Genomic DNA, 24,789 nt, shown 5'->3' on the forward strand with positions numbered 1-24,789 from the left:
AAAGGCATCCAAAGAAGTCCTTTTGGCGATCAATAAGAGGAAAGGAGCGGACTGGCGGCAAGGGAGTGTGATCGGTGGCGGGTTTTGACGGCGCCTTCGCCAGATCGTTTATTGGCGCAATATGTGAGCTGTCTCACGAACAAGCGGGGGCGGAGGAAAGCGGGCACAAAAAAGGCTATGTCCCAATTACGTGTTGCATGGGGCGCCCCAGCGCCTCATGCAAGCAACGTGGCACATTCACTTCCCGCCCGTAGCGCTCCAACATCCTTCGCCAACCCAGATAATTTCTCAGATAGTGGGTCGCTACCCCATGGAACCGCTCCATCCACTCTTTCAACCGACGGTGATATCCGTTTACATGCTGGATATGGTACGCGCCAACCACACGCTCGCCTTGACGATTGCGCACGACCTGATGGGTCACTCCCTGCGCTTTGCTGAAACTGGCATACACCCCGGCGCCGTCGCTACACAACACCGCATCTGACGAGACAAGGGGTGTCAAAACAGCTATCACCGTCTCGGCATTCATTTTCTCCAACTGAAAATCCGCATGGTGACCAGCCCGGTCCTGAACCACCATCACCGGGATGTAATCCGGCCCTGTGCCTCGGGTACGGCCTTTGCCCCCACGGTGGCGGGCCGGGCGGGGCAAACCACGTTGCCCTTTAAACGACTCCAAGAAGAAGGTCTCATCAACCTCGACGATACCCCCTTCCCGTGCCGCCTGGTGACTCGCCATGGCTTTCAGGAAGCGGTGACGCCACAAGAAGGCGGTGTTTTTACAGACTCCGCAGCGGACGGCAGCCTGTCGGACGGTCAGACCGTCGATGAGGGCCTGGGCGTAGTCTTCCCAGCATTGTGCCTTGCGAAGTCGAGCCAGAGGCGTCTTGGTGAGAACGGAACTGGTGCGCAGACACTGCTTGCAGCGATAACGACGCAGCCCTCGACTCCAACCCCAGGGAGCCAACTGCGTAGCCTCGGCCTGACAGTGAGGGCAACATCGACAAGCGGGGAGTTGAGCGGCCAGCGAGGTGATTGGGTGAGGGGTAGTGAGTTCATGTTGCGCGAGGCGACGCTGGCGCATGGTGAGCTGTGGAAAGAGAGACAGTAGATGTTGAAAGGCTTGGGTATCCATGATGGAGGCCCTCAGGGTGATGACCTACTTCAAGGTTAGCCTTTCAACATGTAATTGGGACAGCGCCACAAAAAAGGGCCCTGTCGGGCCCTGCGAGGATCCGCCGCTCAGGTGGCGGGTGCCGCACTGCTGGTCGGCAGGGTCTGATTCTGGTAGCGCAGGTCCTCTTCGATGATGACATCGACGTCCAGCGGCTTGCCGTTGCGGATCACCGAGATGGTGAGCTTGGTGCCGGGGCGGCTCTCGACGATCTTGTCCATGACGGGACGCACGCCGGTGATGGCCTCTCCGTTGATCTTGAGCAGCACATCCCCACGTTTGAGACCGGCCTTGGTGGCTGGGCCATTGGGATCCAGGCTCTCCACCACCAACCCCTGCAAGTCCCCCAGGTTCAGCATGCGCGCGACGATGGGATTGATCTCGACGCTGGAGATGCCGAGGTAGCCGCGGATGACCCGACCGTTGGCGATCAGCTCGTCCATGATGCGCTTGGCCAGCTTGTAGGGGATGGCAAAACTGATGCCGTAGCTCTCCTGATTGCCGTTGAGGTGGTAGGCGGCGGTATTGATACCCACCAGATCGCCACGGCCATTGACCAGGGCGCCGCCGGAGTTGCCCTCGTTGATGGCGGCATCGGTTTGCAGCAGATCCTGTCTGCCATTGCTGTCCGGCCCCATGCTGGAGAGGCCGATACGCCCGGTGGCGCTGATGATGCCCTGGGTGATGGTCTGGCCGACGTTGTAGGGGTTGCCGATGGCGAGCACCACGTCTCCCACGTCCGGCAGACGATCCGGGTCCTGCGGGATCACCGGCAGGTTGTCCGATTCGATGTAGAGCACCGCCAGATCGGTCAGTTTGTCGGTGCCGACCAGCTCTGCACTGAATACCCGGCCATCTTGCAGGGCGACGATGATCTGGTCCGCATCGGCGATGACGTGATAGTTGGTGAGCACGTGACCGCGCTGGTTCATGATGACGCCGGACCCCAGCCCCTGGGGTCTGAGTTCGGCTTTTTCACCGCGATTGCCGGCGAAGCTGCGGGTGTAGATGTTGACGACGGCAGGGCCGGCGCGATGGGCCGCGTAGGAGAAGCTCAGCTCGCGGGCGTTGGTGATGAGGCCCGGCAGGGGAGCGCCGCCGCGAAAATTGGGAAACACCAGCAACAAAAGCGCAGCCATGGCGAGGCCAAAGCCGACGGACTTGCCCAAGTAGCTGATCAGAGGTGGGATTTTCATGTCTTTCTCGTCCGTACAGGCTGCGGGCAGAGAATAACATTATCGATGGATAAAAATCACCCGCGGCGGTTGCCGCGGGTGTGAGGGGCTTAACGGATCACCAAATAGAGCGAGGAGTCACCGCGCTGGATGTTCAGCGCCAGGACTTCCGGCTTGTTTTTCAACACCTTGGTCAGTTCACCCATGGAGTTGATGCGCTGGCGGTTGACCCCGATGATGATGTCGCCCTTTTGCAGGCCGGAGGCGGCTGCCGGTGAGCGGGGATCGATGTCGGAGACGGCCACGCCGGTCACGGGGTCCGTGATGGTGCTCAGCTTGGCCCCTTCCAGTGCCGGATGCAGGGCGCTGGCCAGGATCTCGCTGTCATCCGCTTTCTTCAGGGTGACCTTGACGCTCTGCTCCTTGCCGTCACGAATGAGGCCGAGCGAGACCTGCTTGTCGGCCCCCATGGTGGCGATTTTGGCACGCAGCTCGCCGAAGGAGCGGATGGGCTTGCCATCGATGCTGATGATGATGTCACCTGCCTTGATGCCTGCCTTGGCGGCGGCGGAGTCAGGCATGACCTGGTTGACGAAGGCACCGTCCTTCTTGTTGTAGCCGAAGGTCTTGGCGATTTCGCTGGTGAGCTCGGTGCCGGTGATCCCCAGCTGGCCACGGCGTACTTCGCCGTATTTCACGATCTGCTCGGAGAGATCGCGCACCATGTTGGACGGGATGGCAAAGCCGATGCCGATGTTGCCGCCGTTCGGGCCCAGGATGGCGGTGTTGATGCCGATCAGCTCCCCGCGCAGGTTGAGCAGGGCGCCGCCCGAGTTGCCGGAGTTGATGGCCGCATCGGTCTGGATGAAGTTCTCCAGATTTTCGATGTTGAGGCCGCTGCGACCCAGGGCGCTGACAATGCCGGAGGTGACGGTCTGGCCCAGGCCGAACGGGTTGCCGATGGCCAGCGCGTAGTCACCGACTCTCAGCTCGTCGGAGTCGGCGAACTTGATCTGCACCAGATCCTCGGCCTTGATTTGCAGCAGGGCGATATCCGACTGTTTGTCTTCCCCTATTTTCTTGGCCGCATACTCACGGCCATCCTTCAGGTTGACCTTGATCTCGTCCGCCTCGTGGACCACGTGGGCGTTGGTGATCACGTAGCCTTTCTTGGCATCGATGATGACGCCGGAACCAAGCGCCTGGAAGGGCTGCTCGCTCACCTGCTCGTCAGGCATGTTGGGGCCGAAGAAGAAGCGGAATTGTTCCGGCAGGCGTTGGCGGGTGATCTTTTTGCCAGAGACGGAGATATTGACCACGGCAGGGGTCACCTGCTCGAGGACGGGGGCCAGGCTCGGCATCTCCTGGTTGTTCGCCATCAGGGGCAGTGCGGCCTGCGCCGGTGCTGAGGACATGGCGATACCGACACTGAGGGCTAAGACACTGAATACAGAAAGAGATTTACGCATATGAGAAACAGCTCCCAGAAAAAGTTGCAGTGCAATCGTCAAGGTCTGACCACGATAAAGCGTAATTAGTTCAACTGATGATCAGCCCGGCTGCTTGAGCAGGCCGGACGCACCGGCGTAATCGCGGGGAGGAAGGCCCGGCTCCTCGCTGTTGGCGGCATCGCCTGTTTCTTCCACTTCGGGTTCGCGGAACAGTGGTTCCTGTACCTTGGCCAGGAACTTGCTCTGTTCCGCCATGTGGCGATAAAGGGTCTGGTACTGTTCGGCCAGTTGCTCCATCAGGGCGGCGCTGTCGGCGAAGTGGGTGGTGATCTGCCCCTGGTAGCTTTCCAGCTCCTTGTGGGCTTTTTTCAGCTCCTGTTCCAGGCGTCCGGCATCCCGGCTACGGACAGAGAAGCGGCCGATCAGCACGCCGATGATCAGGGCGGCGATCGCCAGCAGGATCCCGTTAAACAGAGTCATAGAAGCTCCTTGTTACAGCTAACACGATGAATTTGAAGCGGTCGGATGGACCGCAACGCCTCGTTGGCACTATACCGTGCCCCCCGAGAGCGTGATACCATTTTGTCCCTCATTCAGGGACTTGGAGGCGGTTTACAGGATGACCCCGCAGCAAAAATATCAGCAGGATTTGCAGCGCCCCGGCTTTGTGGCCGATCCGGCCCAGGCCATGGCAGTCGCCCGCCTGGAGCGACTCTATCAGGATCTGTGCGCAAGCCCGACTCCGACCAGATCCCGTGGCCTGCTGGGTTGGCTGCAAAAGCCGAAAACCCGTGACCCTGTCCAGGGGTTATATATGTGGGGCGGTGTGGGCAGAGGCAAGACCTGGCTGATGGATACTTTTTTTGAGAGCCTGCCGGGGGAGCGCAAACTGCGCATCCACTTCCACCGTTTCATGCACCGTGTGCACGACGAGCTCAAAGGGCTGACCGGTCAGTCCGATCCGCTCAAGCTGATCGCCCGCAAGCTGGCCGACGAGACCGACGTCATCTGTTTCGACGAGTTTTTCGTCTCGGATATCACGGATGCCATGCTGCTCGGCACTCTGTTCCAGGAACTCTTTGGCCATGGCGTAGTGCTGGTGGCCACATCCAACATCCCCCCTCAGGATCTCTACCGCAACGGGTTGCAGCGTGCTCGCTTCCTGCCTGCTATCGCGCTTATCGAGCGTCACTGCGAGGTGATCAATGTCGATGGCGGTGTCGATTACCGGCTGCGAACCCTGGAACAGGCAGAGATCTATCACTTCCCGCTGGATGAGCAGGCCAGGAGCAACCTGGATCGTTATTTCAGCCAGTTGACCGGGATTGGGCCGGTGACTGCCGCCGCACTGGAAGTCAACCATCGCCAACTGAGTGCACTGGGCGTGGGGGAAGGGGTGCTTTATATGGAGTTTGAACAGCTGTGCTGTACTCCACGCTCCCAGGGCGACTACATCGAACTGGCCCGTGAGTTCCACACCGTCCTGCTGGCCAATGTGCAACCCATGGGCAGCGGCACGGATGACGCGGCCCGCCGCTTCATCGCCATGGTGGACGAGTTTTATGAGCGGCACGTCAAGCTCATCATATCGGCGGCGGTCCCCATGACCGGGCTATATGGCGAAGGCCTGCTGAATTTCGAATTCAAGCGTTGCCTTTCAAGGCTTCAGGAGATGCAATCGCACGAATACCTTGCCAGAGTGCACCTTCCTTAGTCACAATACCGCGCCTGCCAGTCGGATGGGCATCTGCGGCAGGTAGGGCCGGGCGACATTTGCTAGCTTCATGGCAGTGAAATTAGCAGGTGATATTTAAGGCAACTTCACTTATAATCGCCCGGCCCACGTTACAGCTGTCGATAAGACAGCAACACTTTAAGCTTTACTTGTATTCGAAGGGGTACAGGTAGGCCATCGTTTGTTGTTTGTGGGAGAGCCCCCATAAGCAATTGGGTCTGTAACAGGTAATTGGGTTTAACTTAATGAAAACTTTCGTTGCCAAGCCAGAAACCGTAAAACGTGACTGGTACATTGTGGACGCAGAAGGTAAAACTCTGGGTCGTATCGCAACCGAGATCGCTGCTCGTCTGCGTGGTAAGCACAAAGCCGAGTACACTCCGCACGTTGACACCGGTGACTACATCATCGTTGTAAACGCTGAGAAGGTACACGTAACCGGTAAGAAATTTACCGACAAAATGTACCACGCTCACTCCGGTTTCCCGGGTGGTATCAAGTCCATCAGCTTCGACAAGCTGATTCAGCGTAAGCCGGAAATGGTAATCGAAGCTGCCGTCAAGGGCATGCTGCCGAAGGGTCCGCTGGGCCGTGCCATGTTCCGTAAGCTGAAAGTTTACGCAGGCGCAGAGCACGCTCATGCTGCTCAGCAACCTCAAGTACTGGATATCTAACGGGAACTGGCAACATGGCAGAAAATCAATACTACGGTACCGGCCGTCGCAAAAGCTCCACTGCTCGCGTATTCATCAAAGCGGGTAGCGGTAAAATCGTAATCAACCAGCGCTCCCTGGAGCAATACTTCGGCCGTCCGACTGCCCGCATGGTAGTTCGTCAGCCGCTGGAACTGGTCGAGATGACCGAGAAACTGGATCTGTACATCACCGTTAACGGTGGTGGCATCTCCGGTCAAGCTGGTGCGATCCGCCACGGTATCACTCGTGCTCTGATGCAGTACGACGAGACCCTGCGTTCCGAACTGCGTAAAGCTGGCTTTGTTACTCGTGATGCCCGTAAGGTTGAGCGTAAGAAAGTCGGTCTGCACAAAGCGCGTAAGCGTCCGCAGTACTCCAAGCGTTAATTCGCTTTTGGTACGCACTCTCAGGAGTGTCAAAAAAGCCTGGCAATTTGCCAGGCTTTTTTTATTGGTAATGTTACATGTGACAATGCTAAGCATACGTCACAAAAGACAAAAAATTGTGTATTTATTGTTTTTGCCCATCGACTCCCTTTCTTGTCAAATTGTTATCTTTTCTTTAAAATTTCCATGGTCTTTCTGTGTCAATTGCCACTCCGCTTCCATCGCAGTTGTCAGAGGGAGAGGAGAAGTAAACAGGGACACTATAAGAATGAGCGGAGTCCACATGGGAGAGTTTTTGGATGAGCAATGCGCCAGTTGATACCGGTCGCCGCAGATTTCTTACCTGGTCAACGGTTGCCGTTGGCGGTGTAGGAGCTGCTTTTACCGCAGTGCCGTTTATTAAGTCATGGAATCCGAGTGCCAAAGCCAAGGCGGCAGGGGCCCCGGTTGAAGTGGATATCAGCAAGCTGGAGCCGGGTCAGCTAATCCGCGTCGAGTGGCGTGGTAAACCGGTCTGGGTGGTGAAGCGTACCAAGCAGACGCTGGATGCTCTGGCTGCACACGATGACAAGCTGCGGGATCCTGCGTCAGACGAGCCACAGCAACCGGACTATGCCCACAATGGCTACAGATCCATCAAACCGGAAATCTTCGTGGCCGTTGGCATCTGCACTCATCTGGGATGCTCCCCTTCCTATCTGCCCGACAGCTTCGGCGAGCAGGTTCAAGGGGTAACTTCCGGCTTCTTCTGCCCCTGCCATGGCTCCAAATTCGACATGGCTGGTCGAGTGTTCCAGGGCGTCCCCGCACCGCTGAACCTGGTCATTCCGCCATACCAATTTCTTAGCGACACCACCATTCTGGTCGGTGCCGATGGCAAGGAGGCCTGACCATGTTTGCCAAACTCATGGGCTGGATCGATGATCGTTTCCCGCTCACGGCCATGTACAACGACCATATGGCCAAGTATCCGGCGCCCAAGAACCTGAACTTCTGGTACTTCTTCGGCTCGCTTGCCATGTTGGTGCTGGTCAACCAGATCATCACCGGCATCTGGCTGACCATGAACTACAACCCCTCGGCGGAAGGTGCCTTCGCTTCCGTGGAATACATCATGCGGGATGTGGATTACGGCTGGCTGCTGCGTTACATGCACTCAACCGGGGCATCCGCCTTCTTCATCGTGGTCTACCTGCACATGTTCCGCGGCATGATCTACGGCTCTTACCAGAAGCCAAGGGAACTGCTGTGGATCTTCGGCATGCTGATCTTCCTGGTACTGATGGCCGAGGCCTTCATGGGTTACCTGCTGCCCTGGGGGCAGATGTCGTTCTGGGGGGCCCAAGTCATCATCTCGCTGTTCGGTGCCATCCCCGTTATCGGTGACGATCTGACCCTGTGGATCCGGGGGGACTATGTCATCTCGGGTGCAACCCTGAACCGCTTCTTTGCCCTGCACGTCATCGCTCTGCCGCTGGTGCTGGTGATGCTGGTGGCCATGCATATCCTGGCGCTGCACGAGGTGGGCTCCAACAACCCCGATGGTATCGACATCAAGAAGCACAAGGACGAGAACGGCTGGCCACTGGATGCGGTCGCGTTCCACCCCTATTTCACCGTGAAGGACATGATCGGGGTAGCCGGTTTCCTGTTCTTCTTCTGTGCCATCATCTTCTTCAAGCCGGATATGTGGGGCTATTTCCTCGAGAAACCGAACTTTGAGGTGGCCAATGGCCTGAAGACACCGGCGCATATTGCCCCGGTCTGGTACTTCACTCCCTTCTACGCCATCCTGCGTGCGGTGCCTGACAAGCTGCTGGGGGTCATCATGATGGGCCTCTCCATCGTGGTGCTGTTCCTGTTGCCCTGGCTGGATCGTTGCAAGGTGCGCTCGGTGCGTTACCGCAGCACCCTGCACAAGCTGAACATCGCCCAGTTCGTGGTCTGCTTCATTATCCTGGGGGTGCTGGGCGTGCTGCCATCAACCCCGACCCTGACGCTGATTGCACAACTCTGTACTCTGGGTTATTTCGGATTCTTCGTCCTGTTGTTCTTCTACAGCAAGAATGAGAACACCAAGCCGCTGCCGGAGAGGGTGACATTCAAATGAAAAGAATAATTTTTGCAGTGCTGGCCCTGCTGCCTGGTCTGGTGTTGGCCTCTGGCGGTGGCTTCCCCCTCGACAAGGCGGAGTACGATCTGAGTGACAAGGCATCCCTGCAACGGGGGGCCGCCACCTTCATGAACTACTGTGCCGGCTGTCACTCCACCCAGTACCAGCGTTATAACCGGGTGGCGGCCGACATCGGTATTCCGGACGATCTGATGAAGGAGAACCTGGTCTTCACCGGCGCCAAGATCGGCGATCTGATGAAGAGCGCCATGTCCGAGAAGGATGCTGCTCGCTGGTTCGGTGCGCCGCCCCCCGACCTGACCCTGGTTGCCCGGGTGCGTGGTGCAGACTGGATCTACACCTATCTGCGTTCCTTCTACGTGGACGAAACCCGTCCATTCGGGGTGAACAACGCCGTCTTCCCGTCCGTGGGTATGCCCCATGTGCTGGAGCCGTTGCAGGGGACGCCCCGTGCCGAGTTCGAGACGCACACCCTGGATGGCGTGGAGATGCAGCAAGTCGTCAGCATCAAATCTGACGGCAACGGTGAAATGAACAACGAAGAATATGATCAGACGGTACTGGATCTGGTAAACTTCTTGGTCTACTCGGCTGAGCCGGTGCAGCAGGAGCGCGAACGCATGGGCTTCTGGGTACTCGGATTCATCGCTATCTTCTTCATCTTCACTGTGCTGTTGAAGAAGGAATTCTGGCGCGACGTTCACTAAGCGACCAGATCGGAGTAATATGACGCACGGCAATGAAGACAGACATGCTTCATTGCCGTTTCTGCTTTTTAATGACGGGAGGGTTCAATGGCTGTAGCTGCCAATAAGCGTTCGGTAATGACGCTGTTTTCCGGTGCCAACGATATGTTCAGCCATCAGGTGCGTATTGTCCTGGCGGAGAAGGGTGTTAGCGTGGATATCTGCCAGGTTGATCCTGCCAACCTGCCGGATGAGCTGGCCGAGCTGAACCCGTACAACACTGTACCGACTCTGGTGGATCGCGAGCTGGCGTTGTACACCTCGCGCATCATCATGGAGTATCTGGACGAGCGTTTCCCGCATCCGCCCCTGATGCCGGTTTATCCGGTCGCGCGCGGCAACAGCCGTTTGATGATGCACCGCATCGAGCTGGACTGGTACTCTCTGGCCGACAAGATCATGGCGGGCACCGATACCGAAGCCGCCCGTGCCGAGTTGCGCGACAACCTGCTGGCCATCGCCCCCATCTTCGGCGAGATGCCCTACTTCATGAGCGAAGAGTTCGGTCTGGTCGACTGCTACATGGCGCCGTTGCTGTGGCGTCTGCCGAGCCTGGGCATCGATTTCACCGGCCGTGGCGCCAAAGAGCTGAAGGCTTACATGGTACGCCTGTTCGAGCGTGAATCCTTCCAGGCTTCCCTGACCGAGGCCGAGCGCGAGATCCGTGCCGGCGTATGAGCATGGAACCGACAATGACACCCAGTCGCCCGTATCTGCTGCGGGCGTTTTTTGACTGGTTGCTGGATAACGATCTGACACCCCATCTGGTGGTCAATGCCAACATTCCCCATGTGATGGTACCGATGCAGTTCGTGCAGGATGGCCAGATTGTTCTGAACATAGCCCCCCGGGCCGTGGGCCAGTTCCACATGGACAATGACGCTGTCAGCTTCAGCGCCCGTTTCGGTGGCGTATCGCAGCAGGTCTATATCCCCATGGCGGCCGTACTGGCCATCCATGCCAGGGAGAACGGAGTGGGGACCCTGTTCCCGCCGGAGCCCGGGTATGACCTCTGGCTGGAACAGGCACAGTCACCCACGCCGGTTGACCCCGAGCCGGAACCACCGCGCCCGAGCGGTCGCCCGACCCTGAAAGTCATCAAATAAAAAACGCAGCCTGAAGGCTAATGCCAGTCAGTTAAGCCTGACTGGCATTGTTTTTACTAGGTTTTCTCGTCGCATACTTCTGTGGTTTGGCTTTGATGCACCTTGGGTAACTTCGTTCTCGGCGGGCGGGTAACTTGAACTGCTCTGCCTGTTTGTCCAACTCAGCGACACGCCCTGGAACCATGCCCGGTGACACAAACGGCAGGCAACTGAGTTCATGCAGCAGATACACCGATGCCATGTGAAAGCTCAACTGGCTGGCCGTATAGCCCTTTAAGCTCGCCGCCATCCTAACCATCTGATATCTCAGTAGGTTATAGGCCAATACCAAGCCCCATAGCTCCTGCCTTACTCCATCGGGTTTCTTGCTGCGCAGCGTCAGCCGGTGCTGTTGCAGGCTATGTTTCATCTCCCGATAGCCCAGCTCGATTTCCCAGCGATTCTGGTATAGCTCCATCAACTCGCTGGCCGGGAAGCGCAGCGGGTCGGTGAGCGAGGTCAGCACCTGCCGCTCCTTGCCGTTTACCGTCCGGGTCAGCAGCCGGGCTTCGAACTGCTCCGGCAACTCGCTCCACTTCTTCTTGGCCTGCGGACTGGCTCTGAGGCGTACCAGCACATCCTGCCGCCCCAGCTTGCGGATGACCTCGTATTGAGCCCCCTTTTTCAGCGGAATAAGCCAGTGACGCGCTACGCCCTGGCGTTGCCAGGCATGGAGTAACCCCAGTGAGTAGAAGCCCTTATCGAACAGGGTCAGGCTATTATCGGGTGTTTTTTCAATCAGTTGCTCTGCCAACACCATCTCGTTTACCGCACAGGAGTCCATCACTGTCTGGGTCAGCAGATGACTGGTCAGCTCCATCTGACACAACATGCGGACCTGGGGATATTGCGTCTCCCCCTGGACGGTTTTCGACTTGGCAAAGGCGCCGGCATTGTCCGGAGTATCGGGCGTGCGCCAGACCACCCCGTCCACGGCCAGCAGCTGCAAGCCGGCCCAGGTGGGGTGCTGACACAGCTGATGCCAGAGTGTGGCGGTCTGCTGGAACACCTGTCGAACGGCTTGGTCAGCCAGTTTTTGGCGCGCCTGGATGAAGGCGCTGGGGACGACAAACGGCCGGTCGCCGGGTAACAGGATATCGAGCTGGTTGGCCAGCTGGGCCATAGGGACATGACGAAACAAGGACATCCCGATAATGGCCCATAGCACCCGCTCCATGGGCATGCGCCGTCGGCGCAAGGAGACGGAGCCCGTCTCGGCCAAGCAAGCCTGCACCAGTTCAGGTGACAGCAGGTCAGACAGGGACTCAAACTTTCCGGGAGGACAGGCGTGAATGAAGTCGAGAGCTTGGTCGATACGCATAAAAAAATCCGAAACCCAACAAGGAGTTTCGGATTCTTACACAGCCTGAGGATCGGTCAATGGATCCTTAACTGATCGGCATTACAGCCTGAAGGCTGCGTTTTTTCATCCTGCCAGATGGTCAATTCTGGGCAAACTCGAAGGCTTTGATCACCTGCTTAACGCCGCTGACGTGGCGGGCGATTTCCACGGCCTGATCCCCTTCCTGGCGAGTGACCAACCCAATGAGGAACACCTCGCCATTCTCGGTGACAACCTTCACCTTGGCGCTATCGAAGTTCTTGGTGCCCAGCATGTCGGCCCGCACCTTGGAGGTGATCCAGGTGTCATTGCTGCGCACGCCGATACTGACTGGTTTGCCAAGGCGCAGCTCGTTGTAGACATGGCGAACCCCTTCAATCCGGCTCACGATTCTGCCCGCTTCCTGTTTGTAAGCGTCAGAGGGTGTCTGACCCACCAGCAGCACACGGCCGTTGTTGCTGTAGACACTGATCTTGCTGGCGGCGCTCAGGGGCTTGTTGTCGGCCAACAGGTTGGCGGCTTTCAGCTCTATGGTCTGATCGTCCCACTGGGCACCCAGGGTGCGGCGATCGCCGCTCGCCTTGGCGGTGCCAGCCGCGCCACCGACCACCACGGCAGCACAGCCTTGCAGCAGCAGGACGCCGGTCAGCAGGACAAGAGCGAGAATAGGCTTCTTCATGGTTTCAGTCTTCCTGTTGCGGGAAAAGTGTCTGGTCGATGAGATCACAGAGACAGTGCAGGGTCAACAGGTTCACTTCCAGAATACGAGGACGGCGAGCGGAAGGAACGCGGATCTCCACGTCATTGGGGCCCAGCAGACCGGCGATCTCTCCCCCGTCTCCGCCACCGAGAACAATGATGGTCATGTCGCGGGAGAGGGCGGCCTCCGCAGCCTTGATGAGGCTGCGGCTGTTGCCTGTCGTGGTGATGACCACCAGGATGTCGCCTGGTTGTCCCAGAGCACGTATCTGTTTGGCATAGACCTCTTCGAAACCGTGATCCGTGGCGATGGCGCTGATGGTCGCCATGTCGGGCGTCAGGGCGAGACCGGGCAGGGACGGGCGAGGCGTTTCATAGCAGTTCACCAGTTCGGAAATGAACAGCTGTGCCAATGCCGAGGAGGGACCATTGCCACATGCCATCACCTTGTGGCCATTGAGCAGGCAGATGGTCAGCATCTGGGCTGCCGTATGGATGGCATCCGGCAGTGCTTCGGCGGCAGCTATCTTGGTCTGGATGCTCTCGGTGTAATTCTCTTTGATGGGATCAGTCATGGGGTCCTCTTAAAACGCGTTCTGGATCCAGTCCGGCTGGTCGCCCTCGAACGCGATCACATCGAATCGACAGGCCTGGTTGGCCTCATTGATGGCATGTTGCTTGAAATAGTGGCGCGCGGCCAGCACGATCTTGTGCTGCTTGCGCCGGGTGACCGAGCTGGCGGCACCGCCATGAGTGGCGTTGGCGCGATATCTCACTTCAACGAACACCAGGGTCTCCCCCTGGCGCATGATGAGATCGATCTCGCCGCCACGGCAGCGGTAGTTGCGGGTCACGGGTTGCAGGCCGCGGGCCTGCAACCAGCGTTCCGCTATTTGCTCAAAGTGTTGTCCCTTGCTCGTCGCTGCCGACGGCAACAGGTTCAACCACTGCTGGTGAAGTTGTGTCAGTAGCCTCTTCATGAGTCGCATCCTCCAGCTGGGGGGCGGCGCTGTCGCTGACCAGCTTGCCATTCTGGTAGGTGGCCCAGTCCAGCATGCGCACTATGTTGCCCTGGGGATCCACGCTCAGCTGGCCGCTCATGCCGGGTTGCTGCATGGCATTGACCTTGCGCATTTGCGGCAGGTTGCCTGCCAGGCTGACGGCATCGTAGCCGAGGGCGAACAGGCGCAGCAGGTCGCCCTGGGTCTGGGGCCAGAGCAGGGCAATCTGTTCACGCTGCGTCTCGAAGCCACCCAGCAGCAGTGGCATGTCGGAGATATGCATGCCGTTGAGCTCGGATGCCACCTCGGTCGTCCCGCCGTCGTATCCCCGCGAGCTGCTGTAGATGGGCAGGCTGCCCATGGGATTGACCGAGATGTCCACATAGGGCTTGATCATCCGGGTCTCCAGGCTGTTGGCCACCACATAGACGGCGTCGATGCCGCGCGGCGCGGCATCAGACAGCTGGACAATCTCCCCGGCTCGTGCGGTGGAACGGCCGCTCAGAGCGTTCTTGACCATGCCCTGCACTTCGTTGCGCGCCCCGAAGGTGGCAACCACGGGCTTCTCCTGGCTGACGCCGGCCCAGGCCTGTTCAAACGCCTTGATACTGCTGTAGCCAATCCGGCCTTGTGCCGCGATCAGCAGCGGCTTGCGGTAGCCCTGACCATAGAGGTACTGGGCCGCCTGGCTCGCATCGGCAGCGGCGGAGAGCGAGAAATAGAAGGTGTTGTCGTTGACGATCGGCTTGTCCAGCTCGTTGAGCGCCAGCACCGGCACGGTCGGACTCGACTTGAGCAGCTCCTCCACCTGATCCTTGAGCAGGGGGCCGATGATCATGTTGGCCCCTTCCTGAATGGCCTGCTTGTAGAGGTCCCCCATCGCCTTGCCCTGGGTATCATAGAAGTTCAGGGTGAACTGGCTCTGATTTTCTTTGTAGGACATCAACATGCCGTTGCGGATGGCGGCGCCCTGGGCTTCCAGGTTGCCGGAGAGCGGCAGGAAGACGGCGATCTGCTGCAGCGAACCGTTGTCCGTGATAGCGAGATCCCCAAGGCCGGCCGGCATGTCGCTCTGGGCAGGGTGGTTCGGGAAGCTCTGCTTCCAGCCGGCAAGCTGGCGGGCCAGCTGGCTCGGCTGTGCCCCGAATTCGTTCACCAGCGCAGCAAGACGCAGCCAGCCGGTGGTCACATCGGGAGCTGGCTCCTCTTCGAGCGCCTGCAGGGTGGAGGGGGTCATGCTTTTGAGCAGGGACCAGATCTGCTGGTGGTTGGTGGCCAGCTCATTCTTGGCCAGGTAAGGCTCCAGCAGGATCAGCGACTTGGCCGCGCCAAACTTGTTGTTGATGTCCAGTTGCAGCACCACCCGCTGGCGATACCAATCCTTCTGGGTATCGGCATCGAGGGCCACATCCGGCTTGCCTTCCAGCAGGATCAGGGCCTGGTTGGCGTTGCCCTGGGCCAGCAAGAGGTGCGCCTGCAGCAGTTGCAGTTGTGCCTGCTGCACCGGGTTGCCAGCCTGCTTCTGCAACTGTTGATACAGGGCGGCTGCCGGTTTGGCCTGACCGAGCGCCAGATAACTGCGCGCCGCCATCACCTGCCAGGTGAAGGCCTCGGCCGGTTTGGCGGGATCCACCTGCTCCAGATACCACTGGGCATTCTTGGTCAGATCCGAGAAGGCTGACGGCATGCCGGGTTGTCCGGAAGATTGATTGGGCTCCGACGCACAGGCGGCGAGCAGGACTGCCGCGAGTAGGATGCCGAAGAGTCGTGATACACTTAGCTGCTTTATAACCCGGTTCAAGTTCATTCCCCGACCAGTGTTGAAATTCTCCATAGTGTAAACGGGCCAATATGGCGACACAATTGTCGGGACACTCGGAGCTCCCATGAGTGACATCCCAACCCTGTATATAGTCCCCACTCCGATCGGCAATCTGGCCGACATCACCCAGCGAGCACTGGACGTGCTGCGTAGCGTCGATCTGGTGGCCGCCGAGGATACCCGGCATAGCGGGATCCTGCTCAGCCACTACCAGATCTCGGTACCGACCTTTGCCCTGCACGATCACAACGAGCAGCAAAAGGCGGATGTGCTGATCGCCCGCATCAAGGAGGGCAAGAGCGTGGCCCTGGTCTCCGATGCGGGGACGCCGCTCATCAGCGACCCCGGTTATCACCTGGTCACCCGTTGTCGCGAAGCCGGGGTCAAGGTGGTGCCGCTGCCCGGTCCCTGCGCTGCCATCACGGCGCTGTCCGCCGCCGGGCTGCCCACCGACCGCTTCGCCTTCGAGGGTTTCCTGCCGGCCAAGGCCAAGGGGCGGGATGATCGCCTGCAAGCCGTCATCGAAGACACCCGCTCTCTGGTGTTCTACGAATCGCCGCGCCGGGTGCAGGAGACGGTGGAAGCGATTGCTCGCATCCTTGGCGAGCGCCAGGTGGTGGTGTGCCGCGAGCTGACCAAGACCTTCGAGTCCATCCACGGTCTGCCCGCCTCCGAGATGCTGGCCTGGCTCGGAGAGGACGATAACCGTTGCCGCGGGGAGATCGTGCTGGTGGTCGCCGGAGCCAGCAAGGTGGATGACGAGTTGCCTGCGGAGGCGATCCGCACCCTGGGCCTGCTGGTCAGCGAGCTGCCCCTCAAGAAGGCTGCGGCCCTCACCGCCGAGATCCACGGGGTGAAGAAGAACGCCCTCTACAAATACGGTCTCGAGCACTATTAATTGCCGTAAACCGGAATTGACGGTTTACCCCGTCCGTCTCGCGAGGCTATAATCCGCGCCTCGGAGTTGGCTGGGCAATCGCTGCTTCGTCGTTGTGTCCCTCGGGACAGACGGGCGGAGGGGAGGAAAGTCCGGGCTTCACAGGGCAGGGTGCCAGGTAACGCCTGGGGGGCGCGAGCCTACGACCAGTGCAACAGAGAGCAGACCGCCGATGGCCCGCAAGGGATCAGGTAAGGGTGAAAGGGTGCGGTAAGAGCGCACCGCGCGACTGGCAACAGTTCGTGGCACGGTAAACTCCACCCGAAGCAAGACCAAATAGGCCCCTATTGGCGCGGCCCGCGTTGGGGGCGGGTAGGTTGCTTGAGCCAGCGAGCGATTGCTGGCCTAGAGGAATGATTGCTACCCGGGGCAACCCGGTACAGAACCCGGCTTACAGGCCGACTCCGACCTCTTTCCTGAAGAGCCTTGCGATTTATCGCAAGGCTCTTTTTATTAACCATAAAGTACTGCCTCGGTTGACTCGTGATATTTACTGTTGGGCTAGCTATGTTTAACAAATGTATTTTATATCAATCTGTTATGTGGAATTTTTCCATGTTCTGAATATCGTGATGGCGCTGGAGAAGCGCGGCCTGTATGGCTGATGTTTATTCGTGCAATTTGTCAGTTTTTTAATTGCTGAAAATTAATCGAGTTGCGGGTAACACAAATAACTTGTGGAAAATCAATTCATTTAATCGGTAGTTCCATCACGCTGCGTCAATATGTTCCCCATGCCCGAGATCCTTGCTTGAAAAGCCCCCTGCTCGTCCTTAAACTTCATGGTGGAGAAAAGTGGATCAAAGTGGTTTTATTGGGCATCTAGCCCCCATAACTCACCTTTCGGGGACTGCAATTTGTTGCGTGGCGCTCACGCCATCAGCTTGGACAGCAAGGGGCGGTTGGCGATTCCGACCAAATTTCGTGATTGGCTGCGCGACGAGTGCGACGGCCAGCTGGTCTGCACCATCGACATCGCCCATCCCTGTCTGCTGCTTTATCCCCTGAATGAATGGGAAGAGGTGGAGCGCAAGCTGAAGACCCTTTCCAGCACCAACCCGGCAGAACGCCGCCTGCAGCGTCTGCTGCTCGGCCACGCGGCCGAATGCGAACTGGATGGCAATGGCCGTCTGCTGCTCAGCCAGCCGCTGCGCAGCCATGCCGGGCTAGACAAGAAAGTCATGCTGGTGGGCCAGCTCAACAAATTCGAGCTGTGGGATGAAGCCCGCTGGCAACAACAGATCAACGACGACATCCTGGGCCTGCCCGAGGACGACTGGGCAAGTTCACCACGACTACAGGATTTTTCTTTATAAATGACCCAAGCCGCTGAACACATCACAGTGCTGTTGCACGAAGCCGTCGAAGGGCTGGCCATCAAGCCGGACGGTATCTACGTCGACGGCACCTTTGGCCGGGGTGGTCACTCTCGTCTCATTCTCCAGCATCTGGGCCCCAATGGCCGTCTGATCGCCATCGACCGGGATCCCCAGGCCATTGCCGAGGCGGCCAAGATCCAGGATCCCCGTTTCGAGATCGTGCACGGTCCCTTCTCCGGCATCACCCGCTATCTGACCGAGCGCGGCCTGCTGGGCAAGGTCGATGGCTTCCTGCTGGATCTCGGTGTCTCCTCCCCCCAGCTTGACGATGCCGAGCGTGGCTTCAGCTTCATGAAGGACGGCCCGCTCGACATGAGAATGGATCCCACCTCCGGTCAGAGTGCCGCCGAGTGGCTGGCCCGTGCCGATGTGGACGACATCGCCTGGGTGCTGAAAACCTTCGGTGAGGAGCGCTTCGCCAAGAAGATTGCTCGCGCCATCGTGCACGATCGGGTGACCGAGCCCTATGTGCGCACCCGCCAGCTGGCGGAGATGATTGCCCGGGTCAACCCGAGTAAGGAGAAGGGAAAGCACGCGGCGACCCGCAGCTTCCAGGCCATCCGCATCTATATCAACAGCGAGCTGGACGAGATCGAAACCGCCCTCAACGGCGCGCTGGACGTGCTGGCTCCTCACGGTCGTCTCTCCGTCATCAGCTTCCATTCTCTGGAAGATCGGCTGGTGAAGCATTTTATTCGCAAGCATGAGAAAGGTCCGGAAGTACCCCACGGGATCCCCCTGACCGAAGCCCAGCTTGCCGGTGGTCGCAAGCTGAAGTCGATCGGCAAGGCGCTCAAGCCTTCCGACCACGAGGTCAATGAAAACACCCGGTCCCGCAGCTCGGTGCTGCGGGTCGCAGAGCGTCTTGCGGAGTAAGCGATGAGCGATGTGCGCGTTCACCTCGCCAGGGAGATCGTTGCGGATCTCTGGCGCCACAAGTTGCAGGTCCTGTTGACCGTCGCCGTGCTGGTCACCGCCTTTGCGGTGATCCTGGTGACCAACATGACCCGGGGTCTGACGGCCAAGCAGAACGATCTGATGGCGGAGGAGGACAGGCTCAACATCGAGTGGCGCCACCTCTTGCTGGAACAGGGCACACTGGCTGAGCACTCCCGGGTGGCGAGTCTGGCCATGGACAAGTTGCAGATGGCTCGTCCCCTGGTGACCACTGAAAAGGTAATTACACAACCATGACACGCAAGGCCGCCACCAAGGCTCCGGCAAAGGACAAAGCCAAGGCGAAAGCACCCTCACTCTACCCGTGGCGCTTTCGTACCCTGGTTTTCTTCATCGGCATCGCGTTTGCGGGGCTGATCCTGCGGCTGGCCTGGATCCAGGTGATCGATCCGGACAGACTGCGCCAGGAGGGGGACATGCGCTCCCTGCGCACCACCTCCACCCAGGCGGTGCGCGGCATGATCACGGACCGCAATGGCGAACAGTTGGCGGTATCTGTGCCGGTCGAAGCGGTCTGGGCCGATCCCAAGACGGTGCATGAGTCCGGTGCCATCCACAACGAGCGTGCCTGGCTGGCACTCTCCGCCGTGCTCAAGCTCGACATCAACACCCTCAAGCATCGCATCGCCAACCCGAGCAAGCGCTTCGTCTATCTGCAGCGGCAGGTGACGCCTGCTGTGGCCGAGTACATCAAGGGGTTGAAGCTGGGGGGCATCTATCTGCGCCCCGAGGCGCGCCGTTTCTACCCGACCGGCGAGATAAGCTCCCACCTGGTGGGGGTGACCAACATCGATGGCAGCGGCATCGAGGGGATTGAGCGCAGCTACAACGAGTGGCTGACCGCAACCCCTGGCGAGATGAGGGTGCGCAAGGACAGGCAGGGCCGCGTCATCGAGCGCCTGGGCCTGGTGAAAGAGGGCAAACACGCCAACGATCTGCAACTGAGCATCGATCAGCGGGTGCAGGCGCTGGCCTATCGCGCCCTCAAACGGGCTACCGACGAGAACAAGGCCACCTCCGGCTCCATGGTGATGCTGGATGTGAAGACCGGCGAGGTGCTCGCCATGGTCAACACCCCCTCCTACAACCCGAACAACCGTGGCCAATACCAGAGTTTCCGGGTGCGAAACCGGGTGGTGACCGATACCTATGAGCCGGGCTCCACGGTCAAGCCATTGATTCTGCTTAGTGCCTTGCAAGCCGGTGTCACCAGCTGGAAGGACTTCATCCCGGGCGGCCCCCTCTTCATCGGGGCCAAGCAGATCCGTGACGTGAGTATCCACAAGGCGACCAACCTTTACGACATCCTGCGCTACTCCTCCAACATCGGCATGTCGCGCATCGCGCTGCGGATGCCGGCCCAGGAGATGATCAACACCCTGAGCATGGTGGGCTTCGGCATGGACACCGGCAGCGGCCTGATGGGGGAGAGCAGCGGCATGCTGCCCCAGCGTCGCCGCTGGTCCGACATCGAGCGAGCCACCCTGTCGTTCGGTTATGGTCTGCGAGTGACCCCGCTGCAGCTGGCCTCCGCCTACGCCACCTTGGCCAACAAGGGCAAGCGGGTTCCGCTCTCCATCATCAAGGTGACCAAGCCGCCCAAGGGTGAGCAGGTCATCGATCACAACAACGCCGCTGCCATGTTGCAGGCGCTGGAGTACGTGGTCAGCAATGCCATTCCCAAGGCCCAGATCCCCGGTTATCGGATCGGTGGCAAGAGTGGTACCGCCAAGGTGGCCGTGGCTGGGGGCTATGGCAAGGACTACATGGCCTGGTTTGCCGGTTTCGCGCCGGCCAGCAATCCCCGTTTCGTCATGGTGGTGGTGATTAACGAACCCAAGGGGGATGCCTACTACGGCGGTGCCGTGGCGACCCCGCCCTTTGCGGAGGCCATGGGAGGCGTGTTGCAGCTCTTCAACATCCGTCCTGATGCGATCCCGCCCGAGGTACCCGCCAAGCTTGCCCGCACGGAGGCCAACAATGGCGCACCGCGTACTTGACGGGCATCCGGCTTTTTCCATCGACCCCGCTGCTGTCGGGGCGTTTTCCATGGCGTGTACGAGCGCCCGCATTCCCGCATTTTCGGAGGCTTCCCATGCCGCCCCGCACACTTGATCAACTGATGAGCCACTTCGGCATCGATGCCCCGGCGCTTTCCCTCACCGATCTCCAGCTCGACAGCCGGCGGGTCGGTCCCGGCTCGCTCTTCGTGGCGATTCGTGGCCATCAGGTGGATGGCAGGCGCTTCATCGAACAGGCGGTGGCTCAGGGAGCGACCGCCGTGCTGTTTGAGGAGGACGGAGAATTCGTCCCTCCGGCGACCCAGATCCCCTGCATCGGCATGAGGGATCTTCCCGCTCGTCTCTCCGAGCTGGCCGGTCATTTCTACGGTCACCCTGCGCAAAAGTTGCAACTGGTGGGCATCACGGGCACCAACGGCAAGAGCACCACGGCCCTGCTGGTGGCCAACTGGCGCACCTTGCTGGGGGGCAAGGCCGGGGTCATGGGCACCATAGGCAACGGTCTGTTTGGCGAGCTCATCGAAGCAGAGAACACCACGGGCAGCGCGGTCCAGGTGCAGGCCAATCTGGCCGCCTTGCAGCAGCAGGGGGCTGATCTGGTGGCGATGGAGGTCTCCAGCCACGGTCTGGTGCAGCATCGCGTGGCGGCCCTGCCTTTTGCCGCGGCAGTCTTCACCAACCTGAGCCGGGATCATCTGGACTATCACGGCACCATGGAGGCCTATGCCGCCGCCAAGGAGGAGCTGCTGAAGCTGGTGGATGAGCCTTGCGCCGTCATCAACGCCGATGACCATCTGGGACGGCAATGGCTGGCGACCTATCCCGGTGCAGTGGCTTTCGGGGTTCATGGTCCGATTGAAAACCATGCCGGACGACAACTGACGGCGCAGGATCCCCATTTCCACCAACAAGGTTTTGATACGCGCATTAACTCCAGCTGGGGGAATGGTGTATTATCCGCCCCCTTGCTCGGCCGCTTCAACGTCAGCAACGTGCTGGGCGCCATGGGCGCCATGCTGGTGCTCGGCTACGACTTCGATGACCTGCTGGCGACGGCCCCCAGACTGCAACCGGTGACCGGTCGCATGGAGTGCTTCGGCGGTGGCGATGCGCCGCTCGCCGTGGTCGATTACGCCCACACCCCGGATGCGCTGGAGAAGGCCTTGCAGGCCCTGCGGGTGCACTGTGAAGGGCGGCTCTGGTGCCTGGTGGGTTGTGGTGGCGACAGGGATCGCGGCAAGCGTCCCATGATGGCTGCCATGGCGGAGCAGCATGCGGACTGCGTGATCCTGACCGACGACAATCCCCGTACCGAGGAGCCGGCCCGGATCATGGCCGACATGGTGGCGGGTCTTCGTGATCCCGGCGCCGTGCAGATTGAGCACGACAGGACCAAGGCAATCCAGTTGGCACTGAGCCAAGCGAGCAAAGAGGACATCATCCTGGTGGCCGGCAAAGGCCACGAGGATTATCAGATCATTGGAACCGACAAGCGGCACTACAGCGATCGGGAAACCGTCGCAGCCGCCTTGCACACATTAATGGAGTCATTCAAATGATGACCCTCAGGCTTGCCGACCTGGCGCAGGTGCTCGATGCCCGTCTGATCGGGGGCGACCATGAGATCACGGCGGTCAGCACCGACACCCGTACCCTGGGCGCGGGGGCGCTGTTCGTGGCCCTGCGCGGCGAGCGTTTCGACGCCCACGATTTCTGCGACCAAGCGGTTGCCGCCGGCGCCAGTGCCCTGCTGGTGGAGCGCGAATTGCCGCTGGCCATTCCACAACTGGTGGTGGGCGACACCCTCAAGGGGCTTGGGCGTCTGGGCAGGCTGGTGCGCGAGCGCATCAATCCGAAAGTGCTCGCCATCACCGGCAGCTGTGGCAAAACCACGGTGAAGGAGATGGCGACGGCCATCCTGCGTTGTGAAGGGGAGGTGCTGGCCACCGCCGGCAACTTCAACAACGAGGTGGGGGTGCCGCTGACCTTGCTGCGCCTCGAGCCGCAACACCAGTTCGCGGTGATGGAGCTGGGAGCCAACCACCCGGGCGAGATCGCCTGGACCACGTCGCTCGCCAGACCCGACGCCGCCATCATCAACAACGTCGCTGCCGCGCACCTGGAAGGCTTTGGCTCCCTGGAAGGGGTGTTCCATGCCAAGAGCGAAATCTTCGAAGGGTTAGGCGAGGGCGGCACCGCCATCGTCAATGCCGACAACGAGTTCTGGCCGAAGTGGCGTGAAAAGGGCATCCAGTGCGCCTTCTCCCTCCAGGATCAGCGTCAGCCGTTCCACGCCCGCGACATCGTGCTCAACGAGCAGGGTTGTGCCGGGTTTGTGATGGTGACGCCCCAGGGAGAGGTGAACCTGACCCTGGCCATTCCGGGTCGCCACAACGTGGCCAACGCCCTGGCTGCTGCCGCCGGGACCCTGGCCCTGGGCGCATCGCTTGCGTCCGTCAAGGCGGGGCTGGAGCAGATGGCGCCGGTCAAGGGCCGTTTCTGCGTGCAACGCTGGGGTGGCCTCACTCTGGTGGATGACACCTACAACGCCAGCGTGGAGTCCGTGCTGGCGGGTATCGATGCCCTGACCGCCATGAACGGCTACAAGGTGCTGGTATTCGGTGACATGAAAGAGTTGGGTGAGGAGTCCGCCGCGCAGCATGCCCGGGTCGGACACCACGCCCGTGAGCAGGGCCTCGATGCCGTGCTGACCGTAGGGGAACAGAGTCGCCACACCGCAGATGCCGCGGCTGGCCGACATTTCGATAACAAGGCGTCGTTGTTTGAAGTGCTTGCGCAAATGATAAAGACACATCAGGAAATTTCGATTCTGGTCAAGGGTGCCCGTGGCTCCCGCATGGAAGATATCGTCGAGATGGTCAAGGGCCATCAGGAGTCAGCCACATGCTAGTCTGGCTGGCGGAACTGCTCACCCCGCACTTCACCTTCTTCAACGTCTTCTCCTACCTGACGTTTCGCGCCATCCTGTCGATCATCACCGGTCTGGTGGTGGCGCTCTGGATGGGGCCGCGCCTCATTCGTCGCCTGCAGATCATGAAGTTCGGCCAGGTGATCCGCAACGACGGTCCCGAATCCCACCTCAGCAAAAAGGGCACCCCGACCATGGGCGGCCTGATGATCATTGCTGCGATTTTCACGTCTGTGCTGCTCTGGTGCCGCCTCGACAACCCCTATGTCTGGCTGGTGCTGTTCGTGCTGGGGGCCTATGGCGCCATCGGTTTTGCCGATGACTATCTCAAGGTGGTGCGCAAGAACACCGACGGCCTCATCGCCCGCTGGAAGTACTTCTGGCAGTCCGCGGTCGCGCTGGGTGTGGCAGTCTTCCTCTACGCCACGGCCACCCACGATGGTCAGACCCAGCTGGTGGTCCCCTTCCTCAAGGATGTGATGCCCCAGCTCGGCCTGATGTTCATCCTGCTGACCTACTTCGTCATCGTCGGTACTTCCAACGCGGTCAACCTGACCGATGGCCTGGATGGCCTCGCCATCATGCCCACCGTGATGGTGGCGGGGGGCTTCGCCCTGATCGCCTGGGCGACCGGCAACGTCAACTTCGCGAACTACCTGCACATTCCCTACGTGCCCTACACCTCCGAACTGGTGATCGTCTGTACCGCCATCGTGGGCGCGGGCCTGGGCTTCCTCTGGTTCAACACCTACCCGGCCCAGGTCTTCATGGGGGACGTGGGTTCCCTGGCCCTGGGCGGCGCGCTCGGTACCATCGCGGTGCTGGTGCGCCAGGAGTTCCTGCTGGTGATCATGGGGGGCGTCTTCGTGATGGAGACCGTCTCGGTGATCCTGCAGGTCGGATCCTACAAACTGCGCGGCGTGCGGATCTTCCGCATGGCCCCCATCCATCACCACTATGAGAAGAAGGGCTGGCCGGAGCCGCGCGTCATCGTGCGCTTCTGGATCATCACCCTCATGCTGGTGCTGCTTGGCCTCGCCACCCTGAAGGTGAGGTAA

General features: G+C 59.9%; 25 protein-coding genes and 1 other RNA gene. 17 read left to right on the forward strand and 9 right to left on the reverse strand.

Going from position 1 to position 24,789, the window contains the following annotated elements:
• Positions 1–175: 175 nt before the first annotated feature.
• The 4 genes from I6L36_RS14970 to I6L36_RS14985 form a co-directional block, all read right to left on the reverse strand.
• The gene (locus I6L36_RS14970) at positions 176–1,138 is read right to left on the reverse strand and encodes an IS1595 family transposase (protein WP_039039924.1); all 963 of its coding nucleotides are present in this window, start codon (positions 1,136–1,138) and stop codon (positions 176–178) included.
• A 107-nt stretch (positions 1,139–1,245) separates the two neighbouring features.
• Complete coding sequence (gene degS / locus I6L36_RS14975; protein WP_010675858.1) at positions 1,246–2,373, reverse strand: outer membrane-stress sensor serine endopeptidase DegS; 1,128 nt, start codon at positions 2,371–2,373, stop codon at positions 1,246–1,248.
• An 89-nt stretch (positions 2,374–2,462) separates the two neighbouring features.
• Entirely contained in the window at positions 2,463–3,821 is a 1,359-nt protein-coding gene (locus I6L36_RS14980; protein WP_041214027.1) for a Do family serine endopeptidase, read from the reverse strand.
• Between the two features lie 81 nt (positions 3,822–3,902).
• Positions 3,903–4,283, reverse strand: coding sequence for a YhcB family protein (locus I6L36_RS14985; protein WP_010675856.1), 381 nt, complete (start codon positions 4,281–4,283; stop codon positions 3,903–3,905).
• Between the two features lie 139 nt (positions 4,284–4,422).
• Here I6L36_RS14985 and zapE point away from each other — a divergent pair, with 139 nt between their 5' ends.
• From zapE to I6L36_RS15025, 8 genes are all read left to right on the forward strand, one after another.
• Complete coding sequence (gene zapE / locus I6L36_RS14990) at positions 4,423–5,517, forward strand: cell division protein ZapE (protein ID WP_109112893.1); 1,095 nt, start codon at positions 4,423–4,425, stop codon at positions 5,515–5,517.
• A gap of 266 nt (positions 5,518–5,783) precedes the next feature.
• Positions 5,784–6,212, forward strand: a complete 429-nt coding sequence (gene rplM, locus I6L36_RS14995) for a 50S ribosomal protein L13 (RefSeq protein WP_005336289.1) — start codon at positions 5,784–5,786, stop codon at positions 6,210–6,212.
• A 14-nt stretch (positions 6,213–6,226) separates the two neighbouring features.
• Entirely contained in the window at positions 6,227–6,619 is a 393-nt protein-coding gene (gene rpsI, locus I6L36_RS15000; RefSeq protein WP_005336286.1) for a 30S ribosomal protein S9, read from the forward strand.
• Between the two features lie 299 nt (positions 6,620–6,918).
• Complete coding sequence (petA, locus tag I6L36_RS15005; protein ID WP_010675854.1) at positions 6,919–7,509, forward strand: ubiquinol-cytochrome c reductase iron-sulfur subunit; 591 nt, start codon at positions 6,919–6,921, stop codon at positions 7,507–7,509.
• 2 nt (positions 7,510–7,511) lie between these two features.
• Complete coding sequence (locus tag I6L36_RS15010; RefSeq protein ID WP_010675853.1) at positions 7,512–8,729, forward strand: cytochrome bc complex cytochrome b subunit; 1,218 nt, start codon at positions 7,512–7,514, stop codon at positions 8,727–8,729.
• Positions 8,726–9,460 (forward strand): cytochrome c1, encoded by a 735-nt coding sequence (locus I6L36_RS15015; RefSeq protein WP_039040484.1) that lies wholly within the window; start codon positions 8,726–8,728, stop codon positions 9,458–9,460. Before I6L36_RS15010 ends, I6L36_RS15015 begins: the two co-directional genes overlap by 4 nt.
• Positions 9,461–9,547: 87 nt before the next feature.
• On the forward strand, positions 9,548–10,177 hold the full coding sequence (sspA, locus tag I6L36_RS15020) for a stringent starvation protein SspA (protein ID WP_039040485.1): 630 nt from the start codon (positions 9,548–9,550) through the stop codon (positions 10,175–10,177).
• Positions 10,174–10,605 carry a ClpXP protease specificity-enhancing factor gene (locus I6L36_RS15025; RefSeq protein ID WP_162540629.1) on the forward strand — a complete coding sequence of 144 codons (432 nt, stop codon included), beginning with the start codon at positions 10,174–10,176 and terminating at the stop codon, positions 10,603–10,605. The genes sspA and I6L36_RS15025 overlap by 4 nt, the downstream gene beginning before the upstream one ends.
• Before the next feature lie 31 nt (positions 10,606–10,636).
• Here I6L36_RS15025 and I6L36_RS15030 read toward each other — a convergent pair whose 3' ends face one another.
• From I6L36_RS15030 to I6L36_RS15050, 5 genes are all read right to left on the reverse strand, one after another.
• Complete coding sequence (locus I6L36_RS15030; RefSeq protein WP_010676218.1) at positions 10,637–11,965, reverse strand: IS4 family transposase; 1,329 nt, start codon at positions 11,963–11,965, stop codon at positions 10,637–10,639.
• 121 nt (positions 11,966–12,086) lie between these two features.
• On the reverse strand, positions 12,087–12,665 hold the full coding sequence (gene dolP / locus I6L36_RS15035; RefSeq protein ID WP_103858098.1) for a division/outer membrane stress-associated lipid-binding lipoprotein: 579 nt from the start codon (positions 12,663–12,665) through the stop codon (positions 12,087–12,089).
• Between the two features lie 4 nt (positions 12,666–12,669).
• Positions 12,670–13,260: an SIS domain-containing protein gene (locus I6L36_RS15040; protein ID WP_010675848.1), complete on the reverse strand. Its 591-nt coding sequence runs from the start codon at positions 13,258–13,260 to the stop codon at positions 12,670–12,672.
• Between the two features lie 9 nt (positions 13,261–13,269).
• Positions 13,270–13,665 carry a YraN family protein gene (locus I6L36_RS15045; protein WP_080770042.1) on the reverse strand — a complete coding sequence of 132 codons (396 nt, stop codon included), beginning with the start codon at positions 13,663–13,665 and terminating at the stop codon, positions 13,270–13,272.
• Entirely contained in the window at positions 13,583–15,373 is a 1,791-nt protein-coding gene (locus I6L36_RS15050; protein WP_254203439.1) for a penicillin-binding protein activator, read from the reverse strand. Before I6L36_RS15050 ends, I6L36_RS15045 begins: the two co-directional genes overlap by 83 nt.
• A gap of 199 nt (positions 15,374–15,572) precedes the next feature.
• Here I6L36_RS15050 and rsmI point away from each other — a divergent pair, with 199 nt between their 5' ends.
• The 9 genes from rsmI to mraY all read left to right on the forward strand — a co-directional run bounded on the left by rsmI (position 15,573) and on the right by mraY (position 24,789).
• On the forward strand, positions 15,573–16,406 hold the full coding sequence (gene rsmI, locus I6L36_RS15055; RefSeq protein WP_042880180.1) for a 16S rRNA (cytidine(1402)-2'-O)-methyltransferase: 834 nt from the start codon (positions 15,573–15,575) through the stop codon (positions 16,404–16,406).
• 62 nt (positions 16,407–16,468) lie between these two features.
• Positions 16,469–16,855: RNase P RNA component class A (rnpB, locus tag I6L36_RS15060), an RNA gene on the forward strand.
• A 447-nt stretch (positions 16,856–17,302) separates the two neighbouring features.
• Complete coding sequence (mraZ, locus tag I6L36_RS15065) at positions 17,303–17,761, forward strand: division/cell wall cluster transcriptional repressor MraZ (RefSeq protein ID WP_039040489.1); 459 nt, start codon at positions 17,303–17,305, stop codon at positions 17,759–17,761.
• On the forward strand, positions 17,762–18,700 hold the full coding sequence (rsmH, locus tag I6L36_RS15070; protein WP_042015088.1) for a 16S rRNA (cytosine(1402)-N(4))-methyltransferase RsmH: 939 nt from the start codon (positions 17,762–17,764) through the stop codon (positions 18,698–18,700).
• Between the two features lie 3 nt (positions 18,701–18,703).
• Entirely contained in the window at positions 18,704–19,018 is a 315-nt protein-coding gene (ftsL, locus tag I6L36_RS15075; RefSeq protein WP_010675842.1) for a cell division protein FtsL, read from the forward strand.
• Complete coding sequence (locus I6L36_RS15080) at positions 19,015–20,781, forward strand: penicillin-binding transpeptidase domain-containing protein (protein ID WP_216986728.1); 1,767 nt, start codon at positions 19,015–19,017, stop codon at positions 20,779–20,781. Before ftsL ends, I6L36_RS15080 begins: the two co-directional genes overlap by 4 nt.
• Positions 20,782–20,876: 95 nt before the next feature.
• A complete protein-coding gene (gene murE, locus I6L36_RS15085; RefSeq protein ID WP_109111845.1) occupies positions 20,877–22,361 on the forward strand; it encodes a UDP-N-acetylmuramoyl-L-alanyl-D-glutamate--2,6-diaminopimelate ligase in 1,485 nt (494 codons plus the stop codon).
• A complete protein-coding gene (gene murF / locus I6L36_RS15090; RefSeq protein ID WP_109111846.1) occupies positions 22,358–23,713 on the forward strand; it encodes a UDP-N-acetylmuramoyl-tripeptide--D-alanyl-D-alanine ligase in 1,356 nt (451 codons plus the stop codon). The genes murE and murF overlap by 4 nt, the downstream gene beginning before the upstream one ends.
• Positions 23,707–24,789 carry a phospho-N-acetylmuramoyl-pentapeptide-transferase gene (gene mraY, locus I6L36_RS15095; protein ID WP_010675838.1) on the forward strand — a complete coding sequence of 361 codons (1,083 nt, stop codon included), beginning with the start codon at positions 23,707–23,709 and terminating at the stop codon, positions 24,787–24,789. Before murF ends, mraY begins: the two co-directional genes overlap by 7 nt.

Source organism: Aeromonas sp. FDAARGOS 1406 (genome assembly GCF_019048565.1).
Classification (GTDB): Bacteria; Pseudomonadota; Gammaproteobacteria; order Enterobacterales; family Aeromonadaceae; genus Aeromonas; species Aeromonas caviae.

What these genes read in the sequence shown, in the direction of transcription:
- I6L36_RS15010 (WP_010675853.1), top strand. Translation starts at nt 7,512, where the DNA reads ATGTTTGCCAAACTCATGGGCTGGATCGATGATCGTTTCCCGCTCACG.
- I6L36_RS15050 (WP_254203439.1), bottom strand. Translation starts at nt 15,373, where the DNA reads ATGCCGTCAGCCTTCTCGGATCTGACCAAGAATGCCCAGTGGTATCTG.
- rplM (WP_005336289.1), top strand. Translation starts at nt 5,784, where the DNA reads ATGAAAACTTTCGTTGCCAAGCCAGAAACCGTAAAACGTGACTGGTAC.
- murE (WP_109111845.1), top strand. Translation starts at nt 20,877, where the DNA reads ATGCCGCCCCGCACACTTGATCAACTGATGAGCCACTTCGGCATCGAT.
- I6L36_RS15030 (WP_010676218.1), bottom strand. Translation starts at nt 11,965, where the DNA reads ATGCGTATCGACCAAGCTCTCGACTTCATTCACGCCTGTCCTCCCGGA.
- ftsL (WP_010675842.1), top strand. Translation starts at nt 18,704, where the DNA reads ATGAGCGATGTGCGCGTTCACCTCGCCAGGGAGATCGTTGCGGATCTC.
- petA (WP_010675854.1), top strand. Translation starts at nt 6,919, where the DNA reads ATGAGCAATGCGCCAGTTGATACCGGTCGCCGCAGATTTCTTACCTGG.
- degS (WP_010675858.1), bottom strand. Translation starts at nt 2,373, where the DNA reads ATGAAAATCCCACCTCTGATCAGCTACTTGGGCAAGTCCGTCGGCTTT.
- dolP (WP_103858098.1), bottom strand. Translation starts at nt 12,665, where the DNA reads ATGAAGAAGCCTATTCTCGCTCTTGTCCTGCTGACCGGCGTCCTGCTG.
- sspA (WP_039040485.1), top strand. Translation starts at nt 9,548, where the DNA reads ATGGCTGTAGCTGCCAATAAGCGTTCGGTAATGACGCTGTTTTCCGGT.
- rsmH (WP_042015088.1), top strand. Translation starts at nt 17,762, where the DNA reads ATGACCCAAGCCGCTGAACACATCACAGTGCTGTTGCACGAAGCCGTC.
- mraY (WP_010675838.1), top strand. Translation starts at nt 23,707, where the DNA reads ATGCTAGTCTGGCTGGCGGAACTGCTCACCCCGCACTTCACCTTCTTC.
- I6L36_RS15025 (WP_162540629.1), top strand. Translation starts at nt 10,174, where the DNA reads ATGAGCATGGAACCGACAATGACACCCAGTCGCCCGTATCTGCTGCGG.
- zapE (WP_109112893.1), top strand. Translation starts at nt 4,423, where the DNA reads ATGACCCCGCAGCAAAAATATCAGCAGGATTTGCAGCGCCCCGGCTTT.
- I6L36_RS14970 (WP_039039924.1), bottom strand. Translation starts at nt 1,138, where the DNA reads ATGGATACCCAAGCCTTTCAACATCTACTGTCTCTCTTTCCACAGCTC.
- I6L36_RS14985 (WP_010675856.1), bottom strand. Translation starts at nt 4,283, where the DNA reads ATGACTCTGTTTAACGGGATCCTGCTGGCGATCGCCGCCCTGATCATC.
- I6L36_RS15045 (WP_080770042.1), bottom strand. Translation starts at nt 13,665, where the DNA reads ATGAAGAGGCTACTGACACAACTTCACCAGCAGTGGTTGAACCTGTTG.
- murF (WP_109111846.1), top strand. Translation starts at nt 22,358, where the DNA reads ATGATGACCCTCAGGCTTGCCGACCTGGCGCAGGTGCTCGATGCCCGT.
- rsmI (WP_042880180.1), top strand. Translation starts at nt 15,573, where the DNA reads ATGAGTGACATCCCAACCCTGTATATAGTCCCCACTCCGATCGGCAAT.
- I6L36_RS15015 (WP_039040484.1), top strand. Translation starts at nt 8,726, where the DNA reads ATGAAAAGAATAATTTTTGCAGTGCTGGCCCTGCTGCCTGGTCTGGTG.
- I6L36_RS15080 (WP_216986728.1), top strand. Translation starts at nt 19,015, where the DNA reads ATGACACGCAAGGCCGCCACCAAGGCTCCGGCAAAGGACAAAGCCAAG.
- I6L36_RS14980 (WP_041214027.1), bottom strand. Translation starts at nt 3,821, where the DNA reads ATGCGTAAATCTCTTTCTGTATTCAGTGTCTTAGCCCTCAGTGTCGGT.
- I6L36_RS15040 (WP_010675848.1), bottom strand. Translation starts at nt 13,260, where the DNA reads ATGACTGATCCCATCAAAGAGAATTACACCGAGAGCATCCAGACCAAG.
- rpsI (WP_005336286.1), top strand. Translation starts at nt 6,227, where the DNA reads ATGGCAGAAAATCAATACTACGGTACCGGCCGTCGCAAAAGCTCCACT.